Source organism: Thalassobacillus devorans MSP14 (genome assembly GCF_000496835.1).
GTDB lineage: Bacteria > Bacillota > Bacilli > Bacillales > Halobacillaceae > Thalassobacillus > Thalassobacillus devorans_B.
On the sequence record NZ_KI543236.1, the window covers coordinates 1528467 to 1550325 of the forward strand.

General features: G+C 40.5%; 20 protein-coding genes and 6 tRNA genes. 1 reads left to right on the forward strand and 25 read right to left on the reverse strand.

Annotated features, from left to right (window positions below; genetic code table 11):
- Positions 1 to 209 precede the first annotated feature (209 nt).
- The 4 genes from P855_RS0108700 to P855_RS0108715 form a co-directional block, all read right to left on the reverse strand.
- The gene (locus P855_RS0108700; RefSeq protein ID WP_028783209.1) at positions 210 to 1172 is read right to left on the reverse strand and encodes an ROK family glucokinase; all 963 of its coding nucleotides are present in this window, start codon (positions 1170 to 1172) and stop codon (positions 210 to 212) included.
- A gap of 15 nt (positions 1173 to 1187) precedes the next feature.
- Positions 1188 to 1385: a YqgQ family protein gene (locus P855_RS0108705; RefSeq protein WP_028783210.1), complete on the reverse strand. Its 198-nt coding sequence runs from the start codon at positions 1383 to 1385 to the stop codon at positions 1188 to 1190.
- Positions 1386 to 1462: 77 nt separating this feature from the next.
- Complete coding sequence (locus tag P855_RS0108710) at positions 1463 to 2917, reverse strand: spore germination protein (protein ID WP_028783211.1); 1455 nt, start codon at positions 2915 to 2917, stop codon at positions 1463 to 1465.
- 60 nt (positions 2918 to 2977) lie between these two features.
- Complete coding sequence (locus tag P855_RS0108715) at positions 2978 to 4024, reverse strand: M42 family metallopeptidase (RefSeq protein WP_028783212.1); 1047 nt, start codon at positions 4022 to 4024, stop codon at positions 2978 to 2980.
- 85 nt (positions 4025 to 4109) lie between these two features.
- Between P855_RS0108715 and P855_RS0108720 the strand changes: the two genes are divergently transcribed.
- A complete protein-coding gene (locus P855_RS0108720) occupies positions 4110 to 4985 on the forward strand; it encodes a hypothetical protein (protein ID WP_028783213.1) in 876 nt (291 codons plus the stop codon).
- On the opposite strand, the gene P855_RS0108725 is transcribed toward P855_RS0108720, so the two are convergent.
- The 21 genes from P855_RS0108725 to P855_RS0108825 form a co-directional block, all read right to left on the reverse strand.
- Positions 4970 to 6526, reverse strand: coding sequence for a rhomboid family intramembrane serine protease (locus tag P855_RS0108725; protein ID WP_028783214.1), 1557 nt, complete (start codon positions 6524 to 6526; stop codon positions 4970 to 4972). The genes P855_RS0108720 and P855_RS0108725 overlap by 16 nt on opposite strands.
- 171 nt (positions 6527 to 6697) lie before the next feature.
- The gene (locus tag P855_RS22260) at positions 6698 to 6874 is read right to left on the reverse strand and encodes a hypothetical protein (RefSeq protein ID WP_161628814.1); all 177 of its coding nucleotides are present in this window, start codon (positions 6872 to 6874) and stop codon (positions 6698 to 6700) included.
- A 51-nt stretch (positions 6875 to 6925) separates the two neighbouring features.
- A complete protein-coding gene (locus P855_RS0108735; protein WP_028783215.1) occupies positions 6926 to 7891 on the reverse strand; it encodes an L-lactate dehydrogenase in 966 nt (321 codons plus the stop codon).
- A 104-nt stretch (positions 7892 to 7995) separates the two neighbouring features.
- On the reverse strand, positions 7996 to 9006 hold the full coding sequence (locus P855_RS0108740) for a ThiF family adenylyltransferase (RefSeq protein WP_327084774.1): 1011 nt from the start codon (positions 9004 to 9006) through the stop codon (positions 7996 to 7998).
- Between the two features lie 56 nt (positions 9007 to 9062).
- On the reverse strand, positions 9063 to 9620 hold the full coding sequence (locus P855_RS0108745) for a 5-formyltetrahydrofolate cyclo-ligase (RefSeq protein WP_028783217.1): 558 nt from the start codon (positions 9618 to 9620) through the stop codon (positions 9063 to 9065).
- 83 nt (positions 9621 to 9703) lie between these two features.
- Positions 9704 to 9853 carry a 50S ribosomal protein L33 gene (gene rpmG, locus P855_RS0108750; protein WP_028783218.1) on the reverse strand — a complete coding sequence of 50 codons (150 nt, stop codon included), beginning with the start codon at positions 9851 to 9853 and terminating at the stop codon, positions 9704 to 9706.
- Positions 9854 to 10040: 187 nt separating this feature from the next.
- A complete protein-coding gene (gene phoU, locus P855_RS0108755) occupies positions 10041 to 10700 on the reverse strand; it encodes a phosphate signaling complex protein PhoU (RefSeq protein ID WP_028783219.1) in 660 nt (219 codons plus the stop codon).
- A 24-nt stretch (positions 10701 to 10724) separates the two neighbouring features.
- Positions 10725 to 11483 carry a phosphate ABC transporter ATP-binding protein PstB gene (gene pstB, locus P855_RS0108760; protein ID WP_051353170.1) on the reverse strand — a complete coding sequence of 253 codons (759 nt, stop codon included), beginning with the start codon at positions 11481 to 11483 and terminating at the stop codon, positions 10725 to 10727.
- Positions 11484 to 11599: 116 nt separating this feature from the next.
- On the reverse strand, positions 11600 to 12478 hold the full coding sequence (gene pstA / locus P855_RS0108765; RefSeq protein ID WP_028783221.1) for a phosphate ABC transporter permease PstA: 879 nt from the start codon (positions 12476 to 12478) through the stop codon (positions 11600 to 11602).
- Entirely contained in the window at positions 12478 to 13425 is a 948-nt protein-coding gene (pstC, locus tag P855_RS0108770) for a phosphate ABC transporter permease subunit PstC (RefSeq protein ID WP_028783222.1), read from the reverse strand. Before pstC ends, pstA begins: the two co-directional genes overlap by 1 nt.
- A 112-nt stretch (positions 13426 to 13537) precedes the next feature.
- The gene (locus P855_RS0108775; protein WP_028783223.1) at positions 13538 to 14503 is read right to left on the reverse strand and encodes a PstS family phosphate ABC transporter substrate-binding protein; all 966 of its coding nucleotides are present in this window, start codon (positions 14501 to 14503) and stop codon (positions 13538 to 13540) included.
- A 154-nt stretch (positions 14504 to 14657) separates the two neighbouring features.
- The gene (locus tag P855_RS0108780; RefSeq protein WP_028783224.1) at positions 14658 to 16793 is read right to left on the reverse strand and encodes a peptidoglycan D,D-transpeptidase FtsI family protein; all 2136 of its coding nucleotides are present in this window, start codon (positions 16791 to 16793) and stop codon (positions 14658 to 14660) included.
- Positions 16794 to 16876: 83 nt separating this feature from the next.
- Entirely contained in the window at positions 16877 to 18154 is a 1278-nt protein-coding gene (locus P855_RS0108785; RefSeq protein WP_028783225.1) for an MFS transporter, read from the reverse strand.
- Between the two features lie 110 nt (positions 18155 to 18264).
- Positions 18265 to 18876, reverse strand: coding sequence for a superoxide dismutase (locus P855_RS0108790; RefSeq protein WP_028783226.1), 612 nt, complete (start codon positions 18874 to 18876; stop codon positions 18265 to 18267).
- Between the two features lie 237 nt (positions 18877 to 19113).
- Positions 19114 to 19189, reverse strand: a tRNA-Phe gene (locus P855_RS0108795).
- A gap of 28 nt (positions 19190 to 19217) precedes the next feature.
- Positions 19218 to 19310: transfer RNA gene (locus P855_RS0108800), tRNA-Ser, on the reverse strand.
- A gap of 8 nt (positions 19311 to 19318) precedes the next feature.
- Positions 19319 to 19395, reverse strand: a tRNA-Ile gene (locus P855_RS0108805).
- A 3-nt stretch (positions 19396 to 19398) separates the two neighbouring features.
- Positions 19399 to 19474 (reverse strand) — tRNA-His (locus tag P855_RS0108810).
- 30 nt (positions 19475 to 19504) lie between these two features.
- Positions 19505 to 19581 (reverse strand) — tRNA-Met (locus tag P855_RS0108815).
- Between the two features lie 7 nt (positions 19582 to 19588).
- Positions 19589 to 19660: transfer RNA gene (locus P855_RS0108820), tRNA-Asn, on the reverse strand.
- A gap of 398 nt (positions 19661 to 20058) precedes the next feature.
- A complete protein-coding gene (locus P855_RS0108825; RefSeq protein WP_028783227.1) occupies positions 20059 to 21693 on the reverse strand; it encodes a Na/Pi cotransporter family protein in 1635 nt (544 codons plus the stop codon).
- Positions 21694 to 21859: the final 166 nt, after the last annotated feature.

Here is a 21859-nt window from a genome sequence, read left to right on the forward strand (position 1 = left end):
CTATCTTCTAATATGACGACTATTGTAGCAGAAAAGTTTCATTTATTTGTTTACTTTTCTATTACAAATCTTTTACATCGCGATTTGATGGCGCCGGAACCACTTCCGGCTAAAAAAAATTATAAGTGATCCTTCTAAAAAAGGCAATTTGTATTATATGGGATTCTGATTAAAAAAAGGACTGCCTTTCGCAGTCCTTCATTTCTCTTCTACTCAAGATTTTGTTGTACCAGGAAAGCTCCACCAAGTACACCGGCATCATTTCCTAACTCAGCTATGACGAATTCACATGCCTCACTGGTACGTGGTAAAGCGTATTGATCAAAAGCTTTTCTTAAAGGAACCAGTAAGTCTTCTCCAGCTTTTGATACGCCACCGCCAATCACTATTTTTGAAGGATTGCATGCTATAGCCAGGTTTGCAATAGCCATCCCCAGTACATCCATAACATAGTCAAGGACTTCCCGGGCCAGTTTATCGCCTGCACGTGCAGCATCAAAAACGTCTTTTGCTGTAAACGTTCTTTCCTTAACTGAAAATTCAGCGAGTGAGGTTTCCTTGTTTTTCGTTATAGCTTCCTCTGCTAAACGAACAATCCCTGTAGCGGAAGCAATAGTCTCTAAGCAGCCTGTCTTCCCGCAGTTACAAGGTGCCCCTCCTGAAGGAATGACAGTGATATGACCAATTTCTCCTCCGGTACCATTGACGCCATTGATGACTTCTCCATTAGCAATGATACCTCCACCTACTCCTGTTCCTAACGTTACAGCAATCAAGTCATTGGAATTTTCCCCTGAACCCTTCCACTTTTCTCCTAATGCAGCCAGGTTTGCATCATTATCCACATAGACAGGAAACCCTGTTTTTTCTTTTAGAATTTTTCCCAGATCAAAATTTCTCCAGCCAATATTTACCGTCTGGTATACAAATCCAGTATCTGCATCTACAAATCCTGGTGCACCGGCTCCTATTCCTAAAATCTGTTCCTTATGAATACCCAGCTCGATCAATTTGTCCTTCAAGGAAAAATGGATGTCTTCAGGGATATAGCTTCCATCGTCTTTATGATTGGTAGGTATTTCCCATTTATCCAAAATAGTGCCGTCTTTGGTTATAACGGCCATCTTGATAGTGGTTCCCCCAATATCTGCACCTATGTAATATTTTTTCATAAATTTCTCTCCCTTTTATCTATCCCTTTCACGGGCAGCTTCACTTCTTAATAAAAAGATTGCCATTTGATAATCTTCTTTTGATATACATTGGGCCTGGTATAATTGTTTAATTTCTTCCTCCATCAGCTCCAAATCAGCTAACCGGTTACCAATATATATGAACGTTCCGAATTTCTTTAGTAATTGTTGCACATCGTAAATTGTTCTCATTATCATCATCACCTGTAAGTATTATATCAACCAGGCTGAAGAATTGAAATAAAGGAAAATGAAAAGATCCAGACTCATTATCTGTCTGGATCTTTCGGGTGCAAAAAGGCTGGACGCCTATTCTTTAATGGCATCGGTGAGCGAACCAAAACATCCCTCATCGCCTTGGCATTAAACGGAAGTAACGGCCAAAAGTACGGTGTATGAAATGTTTTCATCCGGACAAGATTCAACAGCCATACGGTTATACCTATGACGTAGCCTGCCAGACCAAATGTGGCTGTTACGATCAGTAAAAATATCCGCATGATCCTGTTTGCCAGGCTTAATTCATAGCTTGGAGTCGTGAATGTTCCGATCGCTGCAATCGCTAGATAAAGTACTACTTCATTTGAGAATAACCCTACTTCTACCGCAACCTGTCCGATTAGTATTGCTGCAACCAATCCGAGAGCCGTAGCCAGAGAGGAAGGTGTATGGATAGCTGCCAGCTTCAACATGTCTATGCCAATTTCCGCTAAAAGAAATTGCGCAATCAAAGGAATCGCAGCTGCCTCAGCAGGACCGATAAAACTCCATGCTTCAGGCAACAGCTCCTGGTTTACAGAAAATAAGTAATACAATGGTAAAACGAAGATCGACGCAAATATGGCAAAAAAGCGAACAAAGCGAAGATACGCCCCAACCATTGGCTTTTGGCGGTATTCTTCTGCATGCTGTAAATGATGCCAATAGGTTGCAGGTGTAATCATCACGCTTGGCGACCCATCTATTATAATCAGCACATGACCTTCATATAAATGAGCAGCTGCTGTATCCGGTCTTTCCGTGTACCTTATCTTCGGGTAGGGATTCCAATGTTCACCACTCAAAAACTCTTCAACGGTTTTTTCAGCCATAGGGAGCGCATCCGTATCAATTTTTTCGAGCACACTTTTTATATGCTCTACTCTTTTGTCATCTGCTATATCTTCTATATAACATACACAAATATCCGTTTGAGAACGACGACCGATTTGCATATACTCCATACGCAACGTCCTGTCTCTTACCCGTCTTCTCGTAAGGGCTGTGTTGAAAACGATCGTTTCCACAAACCCATCCCTTGACCCCCTGGTAACACGCTCCAAGTCAGGTTCACCTGGTGCACGTACCGGATATGTACGGGCGTCAATCAAAATGACAGTGTCTAACCCCTCAACCACCAAAGCTGTAGGTCCTGCTAACACTTTGTCAACTGTATCATTCAAATCATCTGTCTTGTCTAATTCAATATAAGGAATACTTCGTTTCAGTAACTCCTCCAGTGGATCCGGCTCTAGATGTTCAGGCTCCAAATAAGCCAGAAACTCCATCAAATAATGAAGAATATCATCTTTTACAAACCCATCAATCAGGAATAAACTCATTTTTCTGCCTGCATATTGCAGATCCAGTTGAATGACGTCAAAACTTTTATCTACACCTAGCTGCTCATGCAAATAATCTATATTTTTCTGATGGTCTGAAAATAATTTCTGTTTCTCTTTCATCTACTCACCCTCATCAACAGCAGTTGGTATTATTGTGTACTGTCAATGAAGAATAATACATTAATCAATCATAGGCGCCTGTATATATTCCATTAATAATTGAAAGGAATGCCACAACGAATCCGTATGCGTTCTTTCAAAGGAGTGTGATGCATCAATTCCAGGACCTACAAGAGCATGTTTAATATCATACCCTGCGCGAATAGCTGCTGAAGCATCTGATCCGTAGTAAGGATAGATATCAATCTGGTAGGAAATATCATTTTTTTCTGCCAGGCGTACCAAATGGTTTTTGAGAACTAGATGGTATGGACCACTGGAATCTTTGGCACAAATCGAAACATCATGCTCGGTCGATGTCTGTCCATCTCCGATTGCGCCCATATCGACCGCAATGTATTCTACTGTTTTATCCGGAATACTTGCATTTGCTCCATAACCGATCTCTTCATTATTAGAAAAAAAGAAATGGGTAGTATACGGCAATTCCAACTGGTTGGCTGATATTTCTTCAATCATATGCAATAACACAGCTGCACTTGCCTTATCATCCAAGTGACGTGATTTAATGTAACCACTGTCTGAATAACGATATCGGGGGTCAAACGAGACAAAATCCCCTACCTGTATCCCTAATGCCTGGACATCCTCTTTACTCTTCACTTGCTCATCTATTCGAACTACAATGTTTTGATCATCACGTTTCGCTTTTCCAGCATCATCATAAACGTGTACAGAAGCTTGATGCATCAATATTGTTCCTGTGTAGGAGGTATCGTTCATTGTGTGAATGGTACAATACTCCCCTTCTACACTGTTCCATTTGAACCCGCCGATCATAGATAAACGAAGCTTGCCATCCGGCTTGATTTCTTTCACCATCGCTCCTAATGTATCTAAATGAGCAGTCAATACACGATGTTTTTGATCATTGTTCCCTTGAATAGTAGCAAGTAAAGCACCTTTATTCGTGGTTTTCACATCTACTTTATGCATTGCTAATAAGTTTTCACAATAGCGGACGATCTCCTCAGTATTACCTGACGGACTTGGAATGGTCACTAATTCCTTTAAGTAATTCACCATATGATTAATGTTTTTTTGCATCATTACTCCTCCGTTCTTTATCATAAAAGTTCATTTCTGTCATATAACATGTAAAAAGGCGTCTGATCAAAAAGGGGACGAGCACATGAAAAAATATGTATGGTCTATTCTGATGCTATTGTTGATAGTTACACTCTTGACAGCTATATTCCAGCCTTTTCAACCTGCCACCGAGAGTGTGATCAAATATTTTCCCATTGATGAAACTAAAAAGTTTGTACAGGCAGAAACCCAATTAAAATTTAATTCTGAAACAGATGCCGACGAATACGAAGTAGAATGGAAAAGCCTTTCTGATAGCAATGATCCTATGTATTTAAGACAGGACCTATCGCTACTCTATGTCAATGGTCAATTGAAAGGTATTTTAAACAAATGGCGGGAAAATGGCCAGCAAATCGAACAATCTTCCGTTCTTCATGGAGAAGATACCAGCCTGTATCAGGCAATCACCTTTCATCATGGTGAAATCCATTATCCGGAAGATGTAATTAAAAGTATCCAGACCCTTTCGTATGATCAGCTTTATGTAGTGGATTCCCCCCATACGCCATTAGAATCCTTTCATACTGCTGAAAATGCCGGACATAGAGAATGGGAGAAAACGATCAACCACTCTATCCAGCAGCAATTGGACTACCAATGGGATGAACTTATCGATCACTTCAACATCCCTGAGGAAAAGTATATTGCTGTTCCACTTACAAATCTATACAAATATGAAGATAAGCCAATCCCCGGCGTCTCAAAAAAAGCTTCCACACGCATCCTCGGTCAACTTTGGGAAGGATTGTATAAAAACTACGTACTAGGAATTTCAGATAATAAATCAACGGGACATCCAATCCAAAGTTATATCCCATTGATTTTATTTTCTAAAGATGCAGATCACCTTCTCGTCTTATTTGAAGATGATCAAGGGAGAAAGGAACAATTGATACAATATTATTCCATTAATTGATCATAAAACTTTTTAAAATCCTTATTGGAAGGACGTAACTCTTTCGCTTTTTTTGCGTGAGTTGCTGCCTTATTTTTTTCTCCCTTGTTTTGATAAATCAAAGCAAGATTAAAGTGAGCTTCCGCCATCTTAGGATCCAACTCCACCACTTGTTCTAAATCCGCTTGTGCGTTATCCATTTGCCCGGTTTCAAAATAGGCTACAGCGCGATTGAAAAGCAGATAAGCATCATAATCACCATTTTTTTCCAATGCCTGACTTGTATAAGTTATCGTTTCTTCAAAACGTTGATCTTCCAGCATTGAGGTGGACATCTCAACATCTACTGCCGTGTGTTTTTGATGCTCCGACTGATAATAACCATATATCGCTAGTGCAGAAATACTTACAATGTACAATACTGCAGCTAAACTTTGCCATACAAACTTACGATTCTTAGGCAGGTTGACAATCGCGCTGGCAATGAATCCTCCGACCAACCCTCCCATATGGGCGCCATTATCAATTTGCGGGACAGACAACCCCAACACTACATTTAATCCTATAATAAATAATAAATTTCGCCCCATTGTCCGAAAAAATATCTGTCTATGCTTAACCCCGAAAAATAACAAGGCACCAAATAGACCAAAAATTGCTCCAGAAGCCCCAGCAGCTACTTGGGGATTCAAGGCAAAACTGGTAATTCCGCCAGCAATTCCTGCTAAAAAGTAAATCAGAGTAAACCGTCCAGTGCCGTATATCTTTTCTACCGCCATTCCCAGGTAATACAGTGCAAGCATATTCATAAAGAGGTGGAGCATACCTATATGGATAAACATAGAACTTATTATCCGCCACCATTCACCTTCAATTATTGCCGGATTGTACTTGGCTCCATATTTGATCAAGTCTAAAACAGACGTACTTTGGCCATTCATTTCTATATATAAAAACACAGCAATATTGATTGCCAGTAGTATTCGAGTTAATAAAGGTTTACCATACTCAAACAATTCCACCTGTTCTTTTCTCTTTTGATCCCTCTGATATAATATCTTCTTTTTCAGAAGTTCGATTTGTTCCTCCAGTGCCATGTTATCGTACAAAGTTTCGGATTGACGTTCAAAGGCTGGGACAGAAAAAATATTCAGGCTCTCGTACAGCCCGCTCAGCTTTTGCTCCCTTTCTGCACGATCTAAATAATGGACCTTAAGAAAAATATCTTTTTTCCCTTTCACTTTCAGAGGACGGACCAATCCGTCCCACTCATCCACCGGACTATATTCCGATATGTAAACAGCATGGACATTCAGTTCCTTACCAACAAACATATGCTTATTTTTTTGAATATGCTGATTGATGCGTGCAATATCCCTTTTAACATGATTCGACCAATCAAATTGATTTCGATACAGTCTCAATATATGGTTTTTACGATTTATTTGTTTTTCCAGCCATACTTCACTATTCACTTCATTGACATGGAGGATGTCAAACCCCTGGTTGACTACCAGGTCATGGGTAAGCTCCCAAAAATAATATTCTTCCTCAATAAACATAGCCCGGCTCCTTCCTCCTATTATCATATCATGGTATAGAATATGGTAGAAATCGAATGATTATATTTTAATTAAAATCCCTAATCGCCTTCATTACCAGAAAAAAATAAAAAGGGCCTGAAGCGCAAGCAATTGCTAGCGGCGACAGACCCTCCATGACTTAACAAAGCTTTACAGGATAGAGGTACGGAATAATCGTTCCCTAACACCAGGTACATTGACAAGGAACATAGCAACGAATTTTCTTATCAAGTGAATTGCAAGCAATTGGTTGATCAGTTTGAAACGGTATTTCAACAACATGAGTAGTATCGCAAAGCCGACGATTGTAGAAATGGCAGTTCTCATAAAGACACCCCTTCAGTTGAGTTAGATATCTTTATGTTTTCACAATCATGCTTATTTATTCTCGAAGAACTTTCGGGCAAGTGGATCCATCGTTTCCCGTAATACGTCCGCTGATCTTTTGAACTGATCTATTTCCACACGATCCAGATTCAACTCTAATACTTCTCTAATTCCGCTCCGGTTTACAATTGCCGGAACACCGATATAGATGTCATCTTCCCCATATTCACCTTCTAAATAGGCAGAGACAGTCAATACAGAATTCTCATTATGCAAAATCGCTTTAGTGAGTCGGACTAACCCCATAGCGATTCCATAATACGTAGCACCTTTTCGCTGAATGATATGGTAAGCTGCATCGCGTACATTAATGAAAATATCATCCAAGTCTTCCACTTTATAATCAGCGGGACGCTCATGTATGCGGTCAAATACCGACCTGCCGCCAATATTAGCGTGACTCCAAACTGGCAGTTCAGAATCGCCATGTTCGCCCATGATATAGGCGTGGACATTTCTTGCATCTACGTTAAAATAATCACTTAGCAGGTAACGTAGTCGCGCGGTATCTAAAATTGTACCTGAACCAATGACACGATGCGATGGCAGACCGGAAAATTTCCAGGTCATATAAGTCAGGATATCAACCGGATTAGTGGCGACTACGAATATACCGTCAAATCCACTTTCCATTACCGATGTGACTATATCTTTGAAAATTTTACTGTTCTTCTCAACTAAATCAAGTCTGGTTTCCCCTGGCTTCTGATTGGCACCAGCGGTAATGACTACTAAGTCTGCATCCTTGCAGTCCTCATAATCTCCAAACCATATTCTTTGGCTGCCTGGAGAAAATGGTAATCCATGGTTGAGATCCATGGCATCTCCTTCAGATTTATCCTTATTTAAATCGATCATTACCAATTCATCCGCTACTCCTTGATTCAATAAAGCAAACGCATAGCTTGATCCAACAAATCCCGTTCCAATTAATGCGACACGATTTACCCTTTCCATTCCTTCCACTCCCTTCCTATATTAACCTTCCACTTTAGATTGTACACTGTTTCACAAACTCTTCAATCACTGAAAACGCTTGAAATCATGACAAATTTGAAAACTTATGAACCAATCAAACGATCATAAAGTGTTTTTGCTCTTGTAATGTCGTCAATCCCTTGAACCAATACACGTCCATCCGGAAATAACACTAAAGTTTCTCCAGAATCTAGGATTGCTTTCAAAAGAAAGGGGGTCTTTTTTACTTCTGCAATCGTTTGTAGACGCTGTCCCCATACATGCAGATCAAAATGATCGGTTTTATGGATTTGAACAGAATCACGGCCACAAAGAACGCTGTACTCTTCTTCAACACTGGTGTGAAGATATGGAAAAGCTTTGGTCTGACAGGTAGTACAATCAGGTACAGGTTCTTTCAGCTTCATAGAAAACTGCTGATTTTGCCACATATCAAAAGTGTATAAGTCTTTTCTTAGTGCGTGATCGTTATTTGTTAAATATTTCATCACTTCCGTTACCTGTAAAGAAGCAACCATGTCTACGACAGGGGCAATCACCCCAACAGTATCACACGTTTGCCCATTTCCTGCCCCATCTGGTACCATACATCTCAAACATGGGGTTTCACCTGGTACAAAAAATGCAGACATCCCTCTTGAGCTGACAGCACCTCCATAAGCAAATGGAATTCCCAGTTTAAAGCAGGCATCATTCAAAAGGTATCGAGTAGAAAAATTATCAGTTCCATCTATTACTACATCGACGCCATCCATCAGTTTTTCTATATTTTCCGAGGTAATATCTGTGACCAGTCCTTCTATTGAAACTTCCGGGTTTATCTCTTTTAATCTGTTTTCAGCTGCTACTGCTTTTGGCAGCATATTTTTAGCATCTTGTTCAGTGTATAGCATCTGTCTTTGAAGATTGCTGTATTCAACAAAATCCCGGTCCACAATACGTATATGATCGACTCCTGCTCTGACCAAATGGTTGCTCGCCACCGTTCCAAGCGCACCTGCGCCTGCTACCAACACCGATTTCTGCTGCAACTGCTCTTGGCCTTTTTCACCGATTGGCTGAAATAGAATTTGTCTTGAGTAGCGGTTTTGCATCATTATCACTCCTACTGGCTTTCTAACAGATATAAGAGAATAGAGGAATTACTCCATTAGAATACATAGCCATCCTCTGTAATTAAATGGTTCACTGGTATATCGAATTTGTCATGAGGAAGACTTTTTACTACCTGTTCCTTCGAAGCAAGAGCGACTGTTTTCCCTTCGTATCCAGACAAATAACGGTCATAAAATCCTCCCCCATAACCAATACGATACCCGTGGATATCAAATACCAACCCTGGAACTACAATCATATCTATCTTTTCCCTATTTACATGTGCACATTGGGAAGGGTCAGGTTCCTGTAAACCAAAGTAAACAGTTTCTAATTGATCAAAACTATCTAATCGATGAAAGTGGAGATGCTTCGGACCGGGATCACATTTAGGAACAGTCACTCTCTTCCCTTCCTTCCAGGCTTTTTCAATAATAGAAGCAGTTGACCACTCATTGTTTTGCGAAATTGTTATTCCGATAGTACTTGCCTGCTTGAAAATCATGGAATGGAATAAATGCTCAGCAAGCTTTTGCTCTACCTCGTTTTTCTCTTTTGTTGAAAAGTTAGCCAATATCTGTTTACCTCTGGCTCTAAGTTGCACTTTGTCCATCAGAACCACTCCTAACCAGTAACTTTTTTACATGATAAATCAAATTATGTATAAAAAAACAGTAGGATCAAATATCCTACTGCTTACTTAGTTTCACGGTGTAGCGTATATTTACGAAGGCGTGGGCTGTATTTTTTCAGCTCAAGACGCTCCGGATTCGTACGCTTGTTTTTAGTTGTAATATAATTGCGGTCACCAGTCTCAGTGCAAGCAAGTGTGATGTTTACACGCATGTTTATCCCTCCATATCCTATCTCGTTTCATAAGTCTCTTAGTTGATAATATCAGACTTATTTATAATAGCAGAACTGCATCTTCCTTTCAAGCATGCGAGGAAAATAAATAACAAAACTTCTGGTGCAGTTACGAAAAAAGAAGGCCAGAGGATGGATAACATCTATTCCGGCCTTCTTTTTTTGCTTACTCATTCAAATCATAAGTTCTGCCTTTGACAAGGAAGAAGATTTCTTCCCCAATATTCGTAATATGATCGGCAAATCGCTCAATGTAACGTGCTGAATAAGCCATTTGCATCAAGTACTGTATTTGATCCGGGTTATTAGCAGTCAACTCTAATAATTCGCGAATCATTTTTCCATATTTTTCATCAATGATATCGTCCATTTCCGAGAGCTTATGGGCAAATGAAATATCTTCAAGCATAAAGGCATTTTGTGCGGTGTCTACCATATCAAAAGCTACCTCAGCCATTTCCCTTATCCCTGGATGAATAGAAATCGGATGATCTTCACCTAAGTGAATCGTCGCTTTTGAAATATTTTTAGCATGATCAGCCATTCTCTCAAGGTCATTCGTAATTTTTATTGCAATAATCAGCCTGCGCAGATCAGTAGCTACGGGCTGTTGTTTTGCAATTAAGATCATAACCTTCTCATTAATAACTTCTTCTTTTTCATCAATAAGATGATCATCCTCGATAATCTGTTTAGCTTTTTCGACATCACGATTGTGCAAAGCATCTATTGCAATAACCAATGCTTGTTTTACATCCTCTGCTAATTCCCGGATGTCTGCTTTCAAGTTTTCCAGTTCCTCTGAAAAATGTTCCCTTGTCGCCATTCTTTGATCCCTCCCTGGATATTATTATCCGAACCTGCCACTGATATAATCTTCTGTTCGTTTATCTGAAGGATTAGAAAACAACTTGTCCGTCTCAGCAAACTCGATCAGCTCACCATTTAAGAAAAAAGCTGTTTTATCAGAAATTCTGGCAGCCTGTTGCATATTGTGGGTGACAATGATGATGCTATATTTCTTTTTCAACTCTTGCACTAGTTCTTCCACTTTCAAAGTTGAAATAGGATCCAAGGCAGAAGTTGGTTCATCCATTAAAATCACATCAGGTTCAATGGCTAAAGCCCGGGCAATACAAATTCTTTGCTGCTGACCACCAGAGAGGCCAAAAGCATTTTCATTGAGACGATCTTTTACCTCATCCCAAATAGCTGCATCTCGAAGACTCTTCTCCACAATCTGATCTAACACCGCTTTTTTCTTTACTCCATGGATTCGCGGCCCGTATGCGATATTATCGTAGATAGATTTCGGAAATGGATTAGGCTTTTGAAAAACCATACCTACTTTAGTTCTTAAGCCCTCAACACTGTGTTTATCAGAAAATATATCTTCTCCGTTATACTTGATAGAACCGGAGGTCTTAACAATCGGAACCATTTCAACCATACGGTTGAGCGTCTTTAAATAAGTCGACTTGCCACACCCGGATGGACCAATGATTGCTGTCACTTTATTTTGAGGAACATTCATGTTGATTTCATATAAAGCCTGGTCATTTCCATACCAAAGGTTTAAATTATTGACTTCAAATACATTTTTATCCATAGCAGCCTCACTCTTTGTGTGTTTGATTTCTTTTTTATCCGTTTTAACTGACGTTTTATTATCAACTTTCTTTTGTTTCATTAGCGTATTCATTCCTACCATCCTCCTATCAGAATCTAATACCGTTTTTGGAACTTGTTACGGATGAACACCGCAATGGCATTCATGAATAACAACACAATCAGCAAGACTAAAATTCCTGCAGCAGCTACGAATTGCCATTCTTCTTGTGGACGCCCGGTCCAGTTAAATATTTGGATAGGCATGACCGTATATTTGGAAAGCAGTGAATCAGGCAATGTGTAAAGCGCTGTTGCAGCTCCTACAATAATCAATGGAGCCGTTTCCCCGATTGCACGAGACAACGCAAGAATTGTACCAGTCAGAATTCCAGGAAGTGCGGCAGGAAGAATGACACGGCGAATAGTCTGCCATTTAGATGCACCCATCCCATAGGAAGCTTCTTTTATATCTGATGGAACAGATCTGATCGCCTCCTGTGCTGCAACCACGATGACAGGCAGCACTAATAGCGACATCGTGAGACCGCCCGCGAGAAGTGTATAGCCTAAACGCAGCATATACACAAAGAACGTAAGACCGAGCAGCCCATATACAATTGATGGTACACCAGCTAAATTTTGAATATTGATTTGAATAAATTTTGTCCAACGGTTTTTATAGGCATACTCTTCTAAGAAGATAGCTGTCCCTACCCCAAGGATAATAGCTACCGGCGCCACAATTGCAATCATCAGGAGAGAACCAATAAGTCCTGCGAATATACCTGCTTCTTCAGGATACGGAGCGGGAAAGCTTGTAATAAATCCTGAATTTAAATAACCAATCCCTTGAGTCAATATGCGATATAACAATAGTGCCAGGAAAATCAAACCGATGGTCGTAGAAGCAAAAAATAAACCTTTGAGCACATTGTTCAGAAGCACTCTTCCACGTATTCGTTTTAAAATGTTCTTTTGATCTATACCTAACATCAGTATTCCTCCCTAAACTTGCTTGAGATATACTGGGATAGCATGTTCATCAGCAACGTGAACACAAAGAGTGTAGCTCCTACAGCATAAATACTATAATAAATGGTAGAACCGAAAGTGGTATCCCCGGTTGCCCCCTGTACAATAAAGGCAGTTAACGTCTGAATCGAACGGGTGGGATCAAATGTCAAAGCCGGAGAAGCACCCGCCGCAATAACAACAATCATTGTTTCACCAATTGCCCGGGAAACAGCAAGAACAATAGATGCCACAATTCCGGAAAATGCTGCAGGAAGTACTACTTTCAACGCAACTTCCAGCCTTGTCGCACCTAAAGCAAGCGCCCCTTCTCTCAATTTATTCGGTACAGAGTTCATTGCGTCTTCGGACAAGGATGCGATCATAGGAATAATCATTATTCCGACAACGATCCCTGCACTTAATGCATTGAATATTCCCAGTCCTGGTATGAAAGTTTTCAATAAGGGGGTCACAAACGTTAAAGCAAAGAACCCGTATACCACCGTAGGAATACCTGCCAGTACTTCCAATGTCGGCTTGATTATTTTACGGACACGGTCACTTGCATACTCACTCAAGAAAATGGCTGACATCAACCCCAATGGAATCGCTACAATAGCAGCTATCAGGGTGATCAGCAATGTTCCAGTAATCAATGGTAATACTCCAAAATGCCCCGTCCATGGTGACCACTGTGTACCAGTATAAAAGTCAATAATTGAAGTGTTACTGAAAAAAGTAATCGATTCTCTAAGCAAAGTGAAAAGAATTCCTGCTGTTGTCAATACACTCACTGCTGCACACAGAAATAAAAAGGCAGGAATGAGTTTTTCCAGCTTACCAGAAACACTTTTCTTTTTTCTTTTGTTCTCAATCATAGTTTGAACATCTATATTCATAGCTTCATTTTGCAAAGCTTTACCCATGTTAAATCCCCTTTCATCCAAAAAGGTGTTGAACGTCGTCTCTTCTTTTCAAACAGGAAGGTGGAGCTGCTCATAAGCCCCACCCTCCCTCTTATTTTATTTAGAAACTGCTTTATTTTGCTTCAGGCTTTAGTGCATCCAGCTGTTCCTGATATTTTTCTTCCGGAAGGGCAACGTACCCGACTTGTTCTGCTGCTTTACCTGCATTTTTCAGCATATATTCAGTAAAGTCTCTTACTTGCTCTTTTTCCTTGTAGGATTTCATATTCACATAAGTGAACAATGGACGGGAGAACGGTGTGTAAGAACCATCCTGAATTGTTTCTGGTGTCGGTTTTACAGCTTTACCTTCCCCATCTTTGATACCAAGGACTTTCAGACTGTCTTCGTTTTCCTTGTAGTAGGCGTAACCAAAGAATCCAATTGCATTAGGATCGCTCTCAATTCCGCGTACTAGTACGTTATCATCTTCAGAGAGAGTAGTATTCTCTCCTTCTTTCATCGGCTTGTCTTGTAGTACTACTTCATTGAAATAATCAAAGGTACCTGAATCATGACCGGGACTGTAGATCTTAATGGTTTCATCCGGCCATTCCGGGTTGATGTCAGACCATTTTGTAGCACCATTGCCATCTGTAAAGATCTTTTGTAATTGTTCTACTGAAAGCTTGTTTACGAAATCATTTTGTTTACTTACGACTATTGAAAGGCCATCTTTGGCTATTTCTAATTCTTTGTATTTTACGCCATTTTTCTCAGCAGCTTGCTTTTCTTCTTCTTTGATTGGCCGGGAAGCATTACTGAAGTCTGTTTCGCCTTTGGTAAATTTCTTAAATCCACCACCCGATCCAGAAGCGTTTACGGAAACATTCACTTCAGGATGCTTTTTGTTATATTCATAAGTCAGAGCTTCCATAATCGGGAAAACTGTTGAAGAACCGTCAATGGAGATACTTCCTGATAGAGAGTCTTTAGAACCTCCATTCTCTGCACCGCCAGATTGGCCGCCACATGCAGCTAGTACACCTAGCATAAGAACTAGTGAAGATAGTAGTGCGAAATTCTTGAAATTTTTCATTTCTTTTCCCCCTACACCATTTGATTTGTGTCGGTTGGCTTGGCCAACTACATCCCCTATCATAGAATCATAGTTTTAAACCAGAATGAATCCAGTGTAAAGATTGTGTAAATTGCAATGTTCACCATAAAAAAAGAGTAATACCCATAAGGTATCACTCTTTTTTCTCATCATTTTCTTCATCAAGCTTTTCATTTAATTTATTGATGCCTTCTTTGCTGCGTTCCTCTTTCAATTCAAAATAAGCATCAAGGATATCTTTCGTAATATACTTGTTGATGCTGGAGCCTGCTCCTTTCCCTACATGAGGGACCACTACAGCAAAGGCTACTTCCGGGTCGTTGTGCGGGGCATACCCAACCATCGTCAAGTTCTCTGTATCTATCTTATAAGGTTTTCCGTTACTGTCCTTTAAATAAACCGCATTTTCTGCGGTACCGGTTTTTCCAGCCGGACTGTAGTCGACATCATCGAAATATCCGTACGCAGTTCCGCCAGGACGTTGAAATGCATATTGGAAACCAAGCTGTACACGATCAATATACTTCTGAGCCATATCAATGCGATTTAACACAGTGGTGTTAATATTTTGACTGACCGGACCTAACTTGCCTGGTTCATTAGAAGGCTTTCGGATTTCTTTTACCAGATGGGGCTTGACCCGATAGCCATCATTGGCAATGGTTGACACATACTGAGCCAATTGCATGGTTGTGTAAGAATTGTACTGGCCAATCATTAAGTCAAGCTGAGTTCCTGGACTCGGGTCTTCCCCGATATAACCAACAGCTTCGAAAGGCATGTCAATTCCGGTAGGTACACCGAGACCAAACTGGTTATAATAGTATAGGAACTTCTGATAGGTTCCGCCCCTGAAGTCTAATGGATCGTTGGGAATATAGGTGTCTCCTCCCATTCTGATGGCTGTTAGGAACATGTATACGTTTGAAGATTTTTGAAGTGCTGTTATGTCGTTTACTGGCCCCAATGTCCGCCAGGAACTTTTATCAGGTGTGCTAGCTATTTTTAATGTTCTGTCGTAAATCGTTTCACCCGGCTGCATAACCCCTTCATGTAATGCCATCAATACAGTGGCACCTTTGACCGCCGAACCAGGAAGATGCTGGGCCTGAATTGCTTTATAAGAATGGTCTTCTACTAAAGGCTCGCCAGATTCCCGGTCACGGTTATAATGCATTCCTGAAACCGCCAAAACTTCTCCGGTGTCAGGGTCCATCATGACCGCCATTGCATCTTCCAGAAAACGGTTTTTATATGGCTGTCGTGCTATTTCTTCTCTAAGTCTACGTGCCACGATTTCATCGACACGCCGCTGCAGTTCGATATCGATAGAGAGCACTAAATCGTCCCCCCGTGAACCTTTCCTCACTATTTCGGAGTTGACGATGTTTTGTTTCTTATCTGTTTCATATCGGATTTTTTCCTTTGTTCCTCTTAACACACTTTCATACTCTTCTTCAAGGCCGCTTTTACCGACACGATCATTCCGGCTATAATCCAAAGACAGATAATAATCCTGATTGGCACGGGGAATACCTTGTTCAGCGGTAGTAATATTACCGATATAATTACGCAGTGTACCATCAAATGGGTATTCTCGTTTCCAGTCAGATGTTACATTGATGCCGGGAAGCTGGTTCAAATGTTCGGCCACAGACGCGTATTCCTCAATAGTGATGTTTTCATTTTTTATGATATGCGGGGCTAGTGCTGAAGCCTTATCCAACTCTTTCTTTATGGCAATAACCTGATATTTTTCGAATGGGATCGTTTTAATTTCTTTTTCAGTGATCCGATCGAGCATCAGTTGATATACTTCCCCATTGGATAAGTTCTCTGTTTCTTCTGACGTTACCCTTTGCTTCACTTCTTTTTCGTGGATCAAATAATAATATTCTTTTAAATCGCGTTCTCTTACGATTTTTTCTAACTTTTTCTTATCTCCCATACTGATATACGCAGACAAATCTTGTGCTAACTCCAGTCGATCCATTGGCTGTACTCCTTTTGGAGGTGTGTATGTAATCGAATAAAGCGGTTCGTTATCGACAAGGACCCTGCCAAAACGATCATACATTTTACCTCTTGGTACCGGTGTATGGATCGTAGTATTTTCTGTGCGATTGATTTCTTCCTGGGCATCTTCTCCATACAAAATTTGTACAACGCCCAATTGCAGTATCAATGAAGCGAACAATAAAAAAATCACAAAGAACAATATATTCATTCTTAAAGGAAGATGCGATTTCTTCTTTTTGCTTTTCCCCATCGTCCTCCCCCTCATATGTCAAAATCTACCCAATCATTATAACATCTTCCAGGAAATTTAAATAGTTGCCAATGGGGAATAATTTAAGGGTTTTTACTTGTGGTCATTGTCGTATCTGTCACATAAGCACTTTCCGTTTCGGCCTGTTTACGTAAATCGATACCTTTTACAAAAAAATAAATCCAGAAGTGTCCGGAACCTACAATTAACAGGATGAAAGGAATCGCCTTTTCCGGGGTAAACAACGTGATGCCAATCAGGAAAATAACGATGGACAACACTCGTCCAGCATTTAAAAATAATTCACGTACTACAATATATTCAATCCTCATTTCGGCCGCTTTCCACGCCTTACCGATGACATCATAAGTCAAAGAAATATATGGCACATACAAGATCGGATAAGATATTCCGATTACAGCCGCATATATCAATAAGGTAGTAAAGTTTACATTAATTAGTAAGATAGAGAGCGCAAGGTATAAGGAAACACCGCCTGCAAAGATCGCCCATTTTCTAAGCCTGGGTTTGATCCATTTAGTTGCCAGAAAATAAAGGACGAAGGCGCTTCCGGAATATACCAGGTTGAACATGCCTAAAGATAACTCACTCTGAGTCGCTATATATACCCAAATAGAAATGACAAATAAAAATGTTCCTTCCCTCAGACCTTGAAAAACATGGGCATGCAGGATTTTCCCCCAATTTTTATTGGCCTTACGTTCTTCGAATATCCGTTTAAACGAGAAATTTCCTTTCGCTTTTCTTCGTTTTAAAAAGAAACTCGTGATTACAGCACAAATAAATAAGATGAACGATATGGTGAAAATCACGGTATACCCAGTAAAAGCGGTCATATTAGCAATGATTAAACCGGCTAAAATTGGACCGGTCATACCACCAAAAGATTGCAGCAGGCCCAAAAAACCATTAAAGAAATCACGCGTTTCCGGTTCTGTAATTTCGAAGGTTAACACATTAAAGGCAAGCCAGTAAAAACCATAGCCAATACCTAATAAACCGCCCAGCAGCATATTAAAACTGGCGGCCTTCTCTCCTACCACCAATACCATCAAGAAAAACAAGGATAAAAAGATTACCCCTGCCCGCAGTACAACAACGCGATCCACTTTCTTTGCGAATTTCCCTGCAAATATGAAAGTAATGGGCTGCAATATATAAATACTTAAATTATATAATGCGATAGCTGTATATTCGCTGGATTGTTTCCACAAATAAACATTAACAAATGTGTTGGATAAAAAGATGCCCAAGGAATAAAGACCGCCAATTAACAGTAATAGCAGTAAATCCTTATTCACTTCAGTCGGCCCTAAAAGGGAGTGTAATATTTTTTTCATATCTCCAATCTCCTTTACTGTCCTTCTTTAGTTTCTTCAAATGGATTGGAGATATGCAATTTTATAGGCATGAAAAAAGCGCGGACAAATATCCGCGCTTTTAATTGCTATTATTTTGCGTCCTGGTAACGCTTAGAGACTTCTTCCCAGTTTACTACGTTCCAGAATGCTTTTGCATAATCCGGGCGCTTATTCTGATACTTAAGATAGTACGCATGCTCCCATACGTCCAGCCCTAAGATAGGAGTTTTACCTTCCATAATCGGTGAGTCCTGGTTGATAGTATCCATCAATTCGATGTTACCATTGTTTACTACTAACCAAGCCCAGCCAGAACCAAAACGACCTTTGGCCACATTTTCAAATTCTTCTTTGAATTGTTCGAAGCTGCCAAATTTTTCGTTAATTGCATTGGCCAGGTCACCTGATGGCTCTCCACCACCATTTGGAGACATAATCTGCCAGAATAGAGAGTGGTTTACATGTCCTCCACCATTGTTACGGACAGCAGTGCGGATATCTTCCGGTACTGCGTCAAGATTGCCAACTAGATCGTCTAATGACTTACTTTCTAAATCTGCATGACCCTCAAGAGCATTGTTCAGCTTTGTAACATAGGTGTTATGGTGTTTTGTGTGGTGGATATTCATTGTTTCCTTGTCAATGTGTGGTTCTAGTGCGTCATAAGCGTATGGTAGTTCTGGTAGTTCAAATTTAGCCATAATGAAATTCCTCCTTTTTATAATATGTACCTCAGTGCCTGGAAACAGATACCTGCTTTCAAGGCTCTAATGCAACATTACCAAAGCTTCTGAAGTGTTGCAAATATTATGCATATTCATATTTCCTTTTTAATCACCCTGCTTATATAATGTTCCCAAATAGATTTCCTTAAAACATGTTTCTCTTATTGAAACAAAAAAATGCTGACTAAAAGTCAGCATTGATATGTATATGAGTGGTGGCTTGGGACGGAATCGAACCGCCGACACACGGATTTTCAGTCCGTTGCTCTACCGACTGAGCTACCAAGCCATTTTAAATTTTTTACCCATAATAAGAATGGCGGAGGAGGAGGGATTCGAACCCCCGCGGGCCGTGAAGCCCCTGGCGGTTTTCAAGACCGCTCCCTTCAGCCAGACTTGGGTACTCCTCCGCAAAAAATGGTGGACCCTGCAGGATTCGAACCTGCGACCGATCGGTTATGAGCCGATAGCTCTAACCAGCTGAGCTAAGGGTCCACATGGGGCGACCGGTGGGAATCGAACCCACGAGTGCCGGAGCCACAATCCGGTGCGTTAACCACTTCGCCACGACCGCCATGTTAGACTATTTAATTAAAGTTATGTATGGTGTCGGCGGAGGGGATCGAACCCCCGACCTCACGGGTATGAACCGTACGCTCTCGCCAGCTGAGCTACGCCGACATGAAGGCTCCACCGGTAGGATTCGAACCTACGACCAATCGGTTAACAGCCGATTGCTCTACCACTGAGCTACGGTGGAATAATGTGATTATATATATATCATTGAGCTCAATCTTAGTTTTGTGCTCGTCATTCAACTCTGTACTTTGACTTTCTTACTAAATGAGTACTGTTGAATTCCTCGCAAAGCTTCTTCGATAATTATTCGATGAGGTTAGCTTCGCAAAGCTTGCTTCGTAGTTTATTCGAAGAGGTTGGCTTTGTCGAAGCGACGAGATATAATATATCATGTATTTTACAAGGTGTCAACAGCATTACGAAAATTGAATCCGTAAGAAAGCAACAAAAATAATATAGCATGTTCAAAGGATGCTTTCAAGACTAATTTTTATTAATCTCAACGTTATATCAGTGATTTTTTACCGCTGCAAAAGAAAAACTAAAACGCACCCAGCATCCTGAGTGCGTTTTTAATTTTTACTGATCCTCTTCGCCCAGAACTTCTTCTGCAATGTTAACAGCGTGATCTCCAATACGTTCCAGGTTACTGATTATATCCACAAAGACAATACCGGCTTGTCCAGAGCATAGTCCTTCATTTAAACGCAGGATATGCTTCTTACGATAAGTTCGTTCCATCTGGTCAATTTTATCTTCTTTTTGGACCACAGCTAATGCTTCTTCACGATCCATTGTTTCAAGTGCTTTTGTTGCCTGTTTAACAGTCATCAAGGTTAAGTTGAACATGTCATTCAAATCCTCTTGTGCCTGCCCTGTAAGATCAACTTTATTTGAAACTTTATAATCGATGAGTTCTACAATGTTTTCAAAATGGTCCCCAATCCGTTCATAATCCCTTACTGAGTCAAGTAAAGCAGAGTGCTTTCTGCTATCCTCGTCAGTTAGTGGTGCTACAGATAGTTTGACTAGATAATCAGTGATTTTTCTGTCTAGATTATTTAAAGCATCTTCAAACTGCAGGGCTATTTCAGCATGTTTCTGCTTCAGGTTATTGGAGTAACTGCCTGCCTCCTCCAGACCTTTGTATGCAAGTTCACCCATACGAAGAACTTCTTCTTTTGCCTGATCCAACGCAAGAGATGGTGATTGTTCAATAAAGATAGGATCCAGATGCTGTGGCTTGGAATCAACAGCAGATTCCTCACCGGGAACAAGCTTAACCACAACCCATGCAAGAACTGCAATAAACGGGAATTGTAAAACCGTGTTCGCTATATTAAAAGATCCATGAGCAAAAGCTATCGTCATTTCCGGGTTAAGGTCAAGGGTACTTCTTAACCATTCCGTATACAGCGTAAAAGGCTTCAATAGCAACAGGAATAGTGTTGCCCCCAACAGGTTAAATATAACGTGGGTAAAGGCAGCCCTTCTCGCTCCCACACTAGCACCGATTGCAGCTAACACCGCAGTGATGGTCGTACCAATATTATCACCGAATAAGACAGGCAAAGCGGCCTGTAAATCAATAAGGCCTTCACCGAAAAGCCCCTGAAGGATACCAATCGTTGCACTTGAGCTTTGTACGATGACTGTAAATACTGTACCAACAAGTACACCCAGTAACGGGTTTTGACTCATGTTGATAGTGAGTTCCTGGAATGCTTCGAGAGAACGAAGCGGCTTCATTCCTCCACTCATCATTTCAAGGCCGAAGAACAACGAACCCAAACCAAAGATTGTCTGTCCGACATACGTAACTTTTTTGTTTTTGAAGAAGAATATCAATAATGCACCTACGGCCAATATCGGTAAACCATATGCCTTGATATCAATCCCAATGATGAATGCTGTCATGGTTGTACCAATGTTAGCACCCATAATGACCCCAATCGCTTGTCTGAAAGTCATAAATCCAGCGTTAACCAGTCCTACTGTCAGCACTGTAGTAGTTGAACTACTCTGCAGCAATGCAGTGGTTATCGCACCGGCAAGTACTCCCATAAAAGGATTTTTGGTAAACCGATCCAGCAAATTACGCAAGTTGTCCCCTGCTGTCTGTTGCAGACCGTCCCCCATGTATTTCAGACCGAATAAGAAAATACCCAGACCGCCGATAAATTCAAATATCATCTTCTGAACATCGATTTCCAACGGTTGTCCACCCCTTCTTTTCATCCAAAGTTTTGTTTCTCTTTAAACACCTCTACCATTATTAATGACTTACGAAACATTTGTAAAGGAAAACCGTCAAATTTAACACTAAATTTACATTCGGTTCATAATTAGATTTCTCTTGTCGATACCTGTTCCCTGTTTT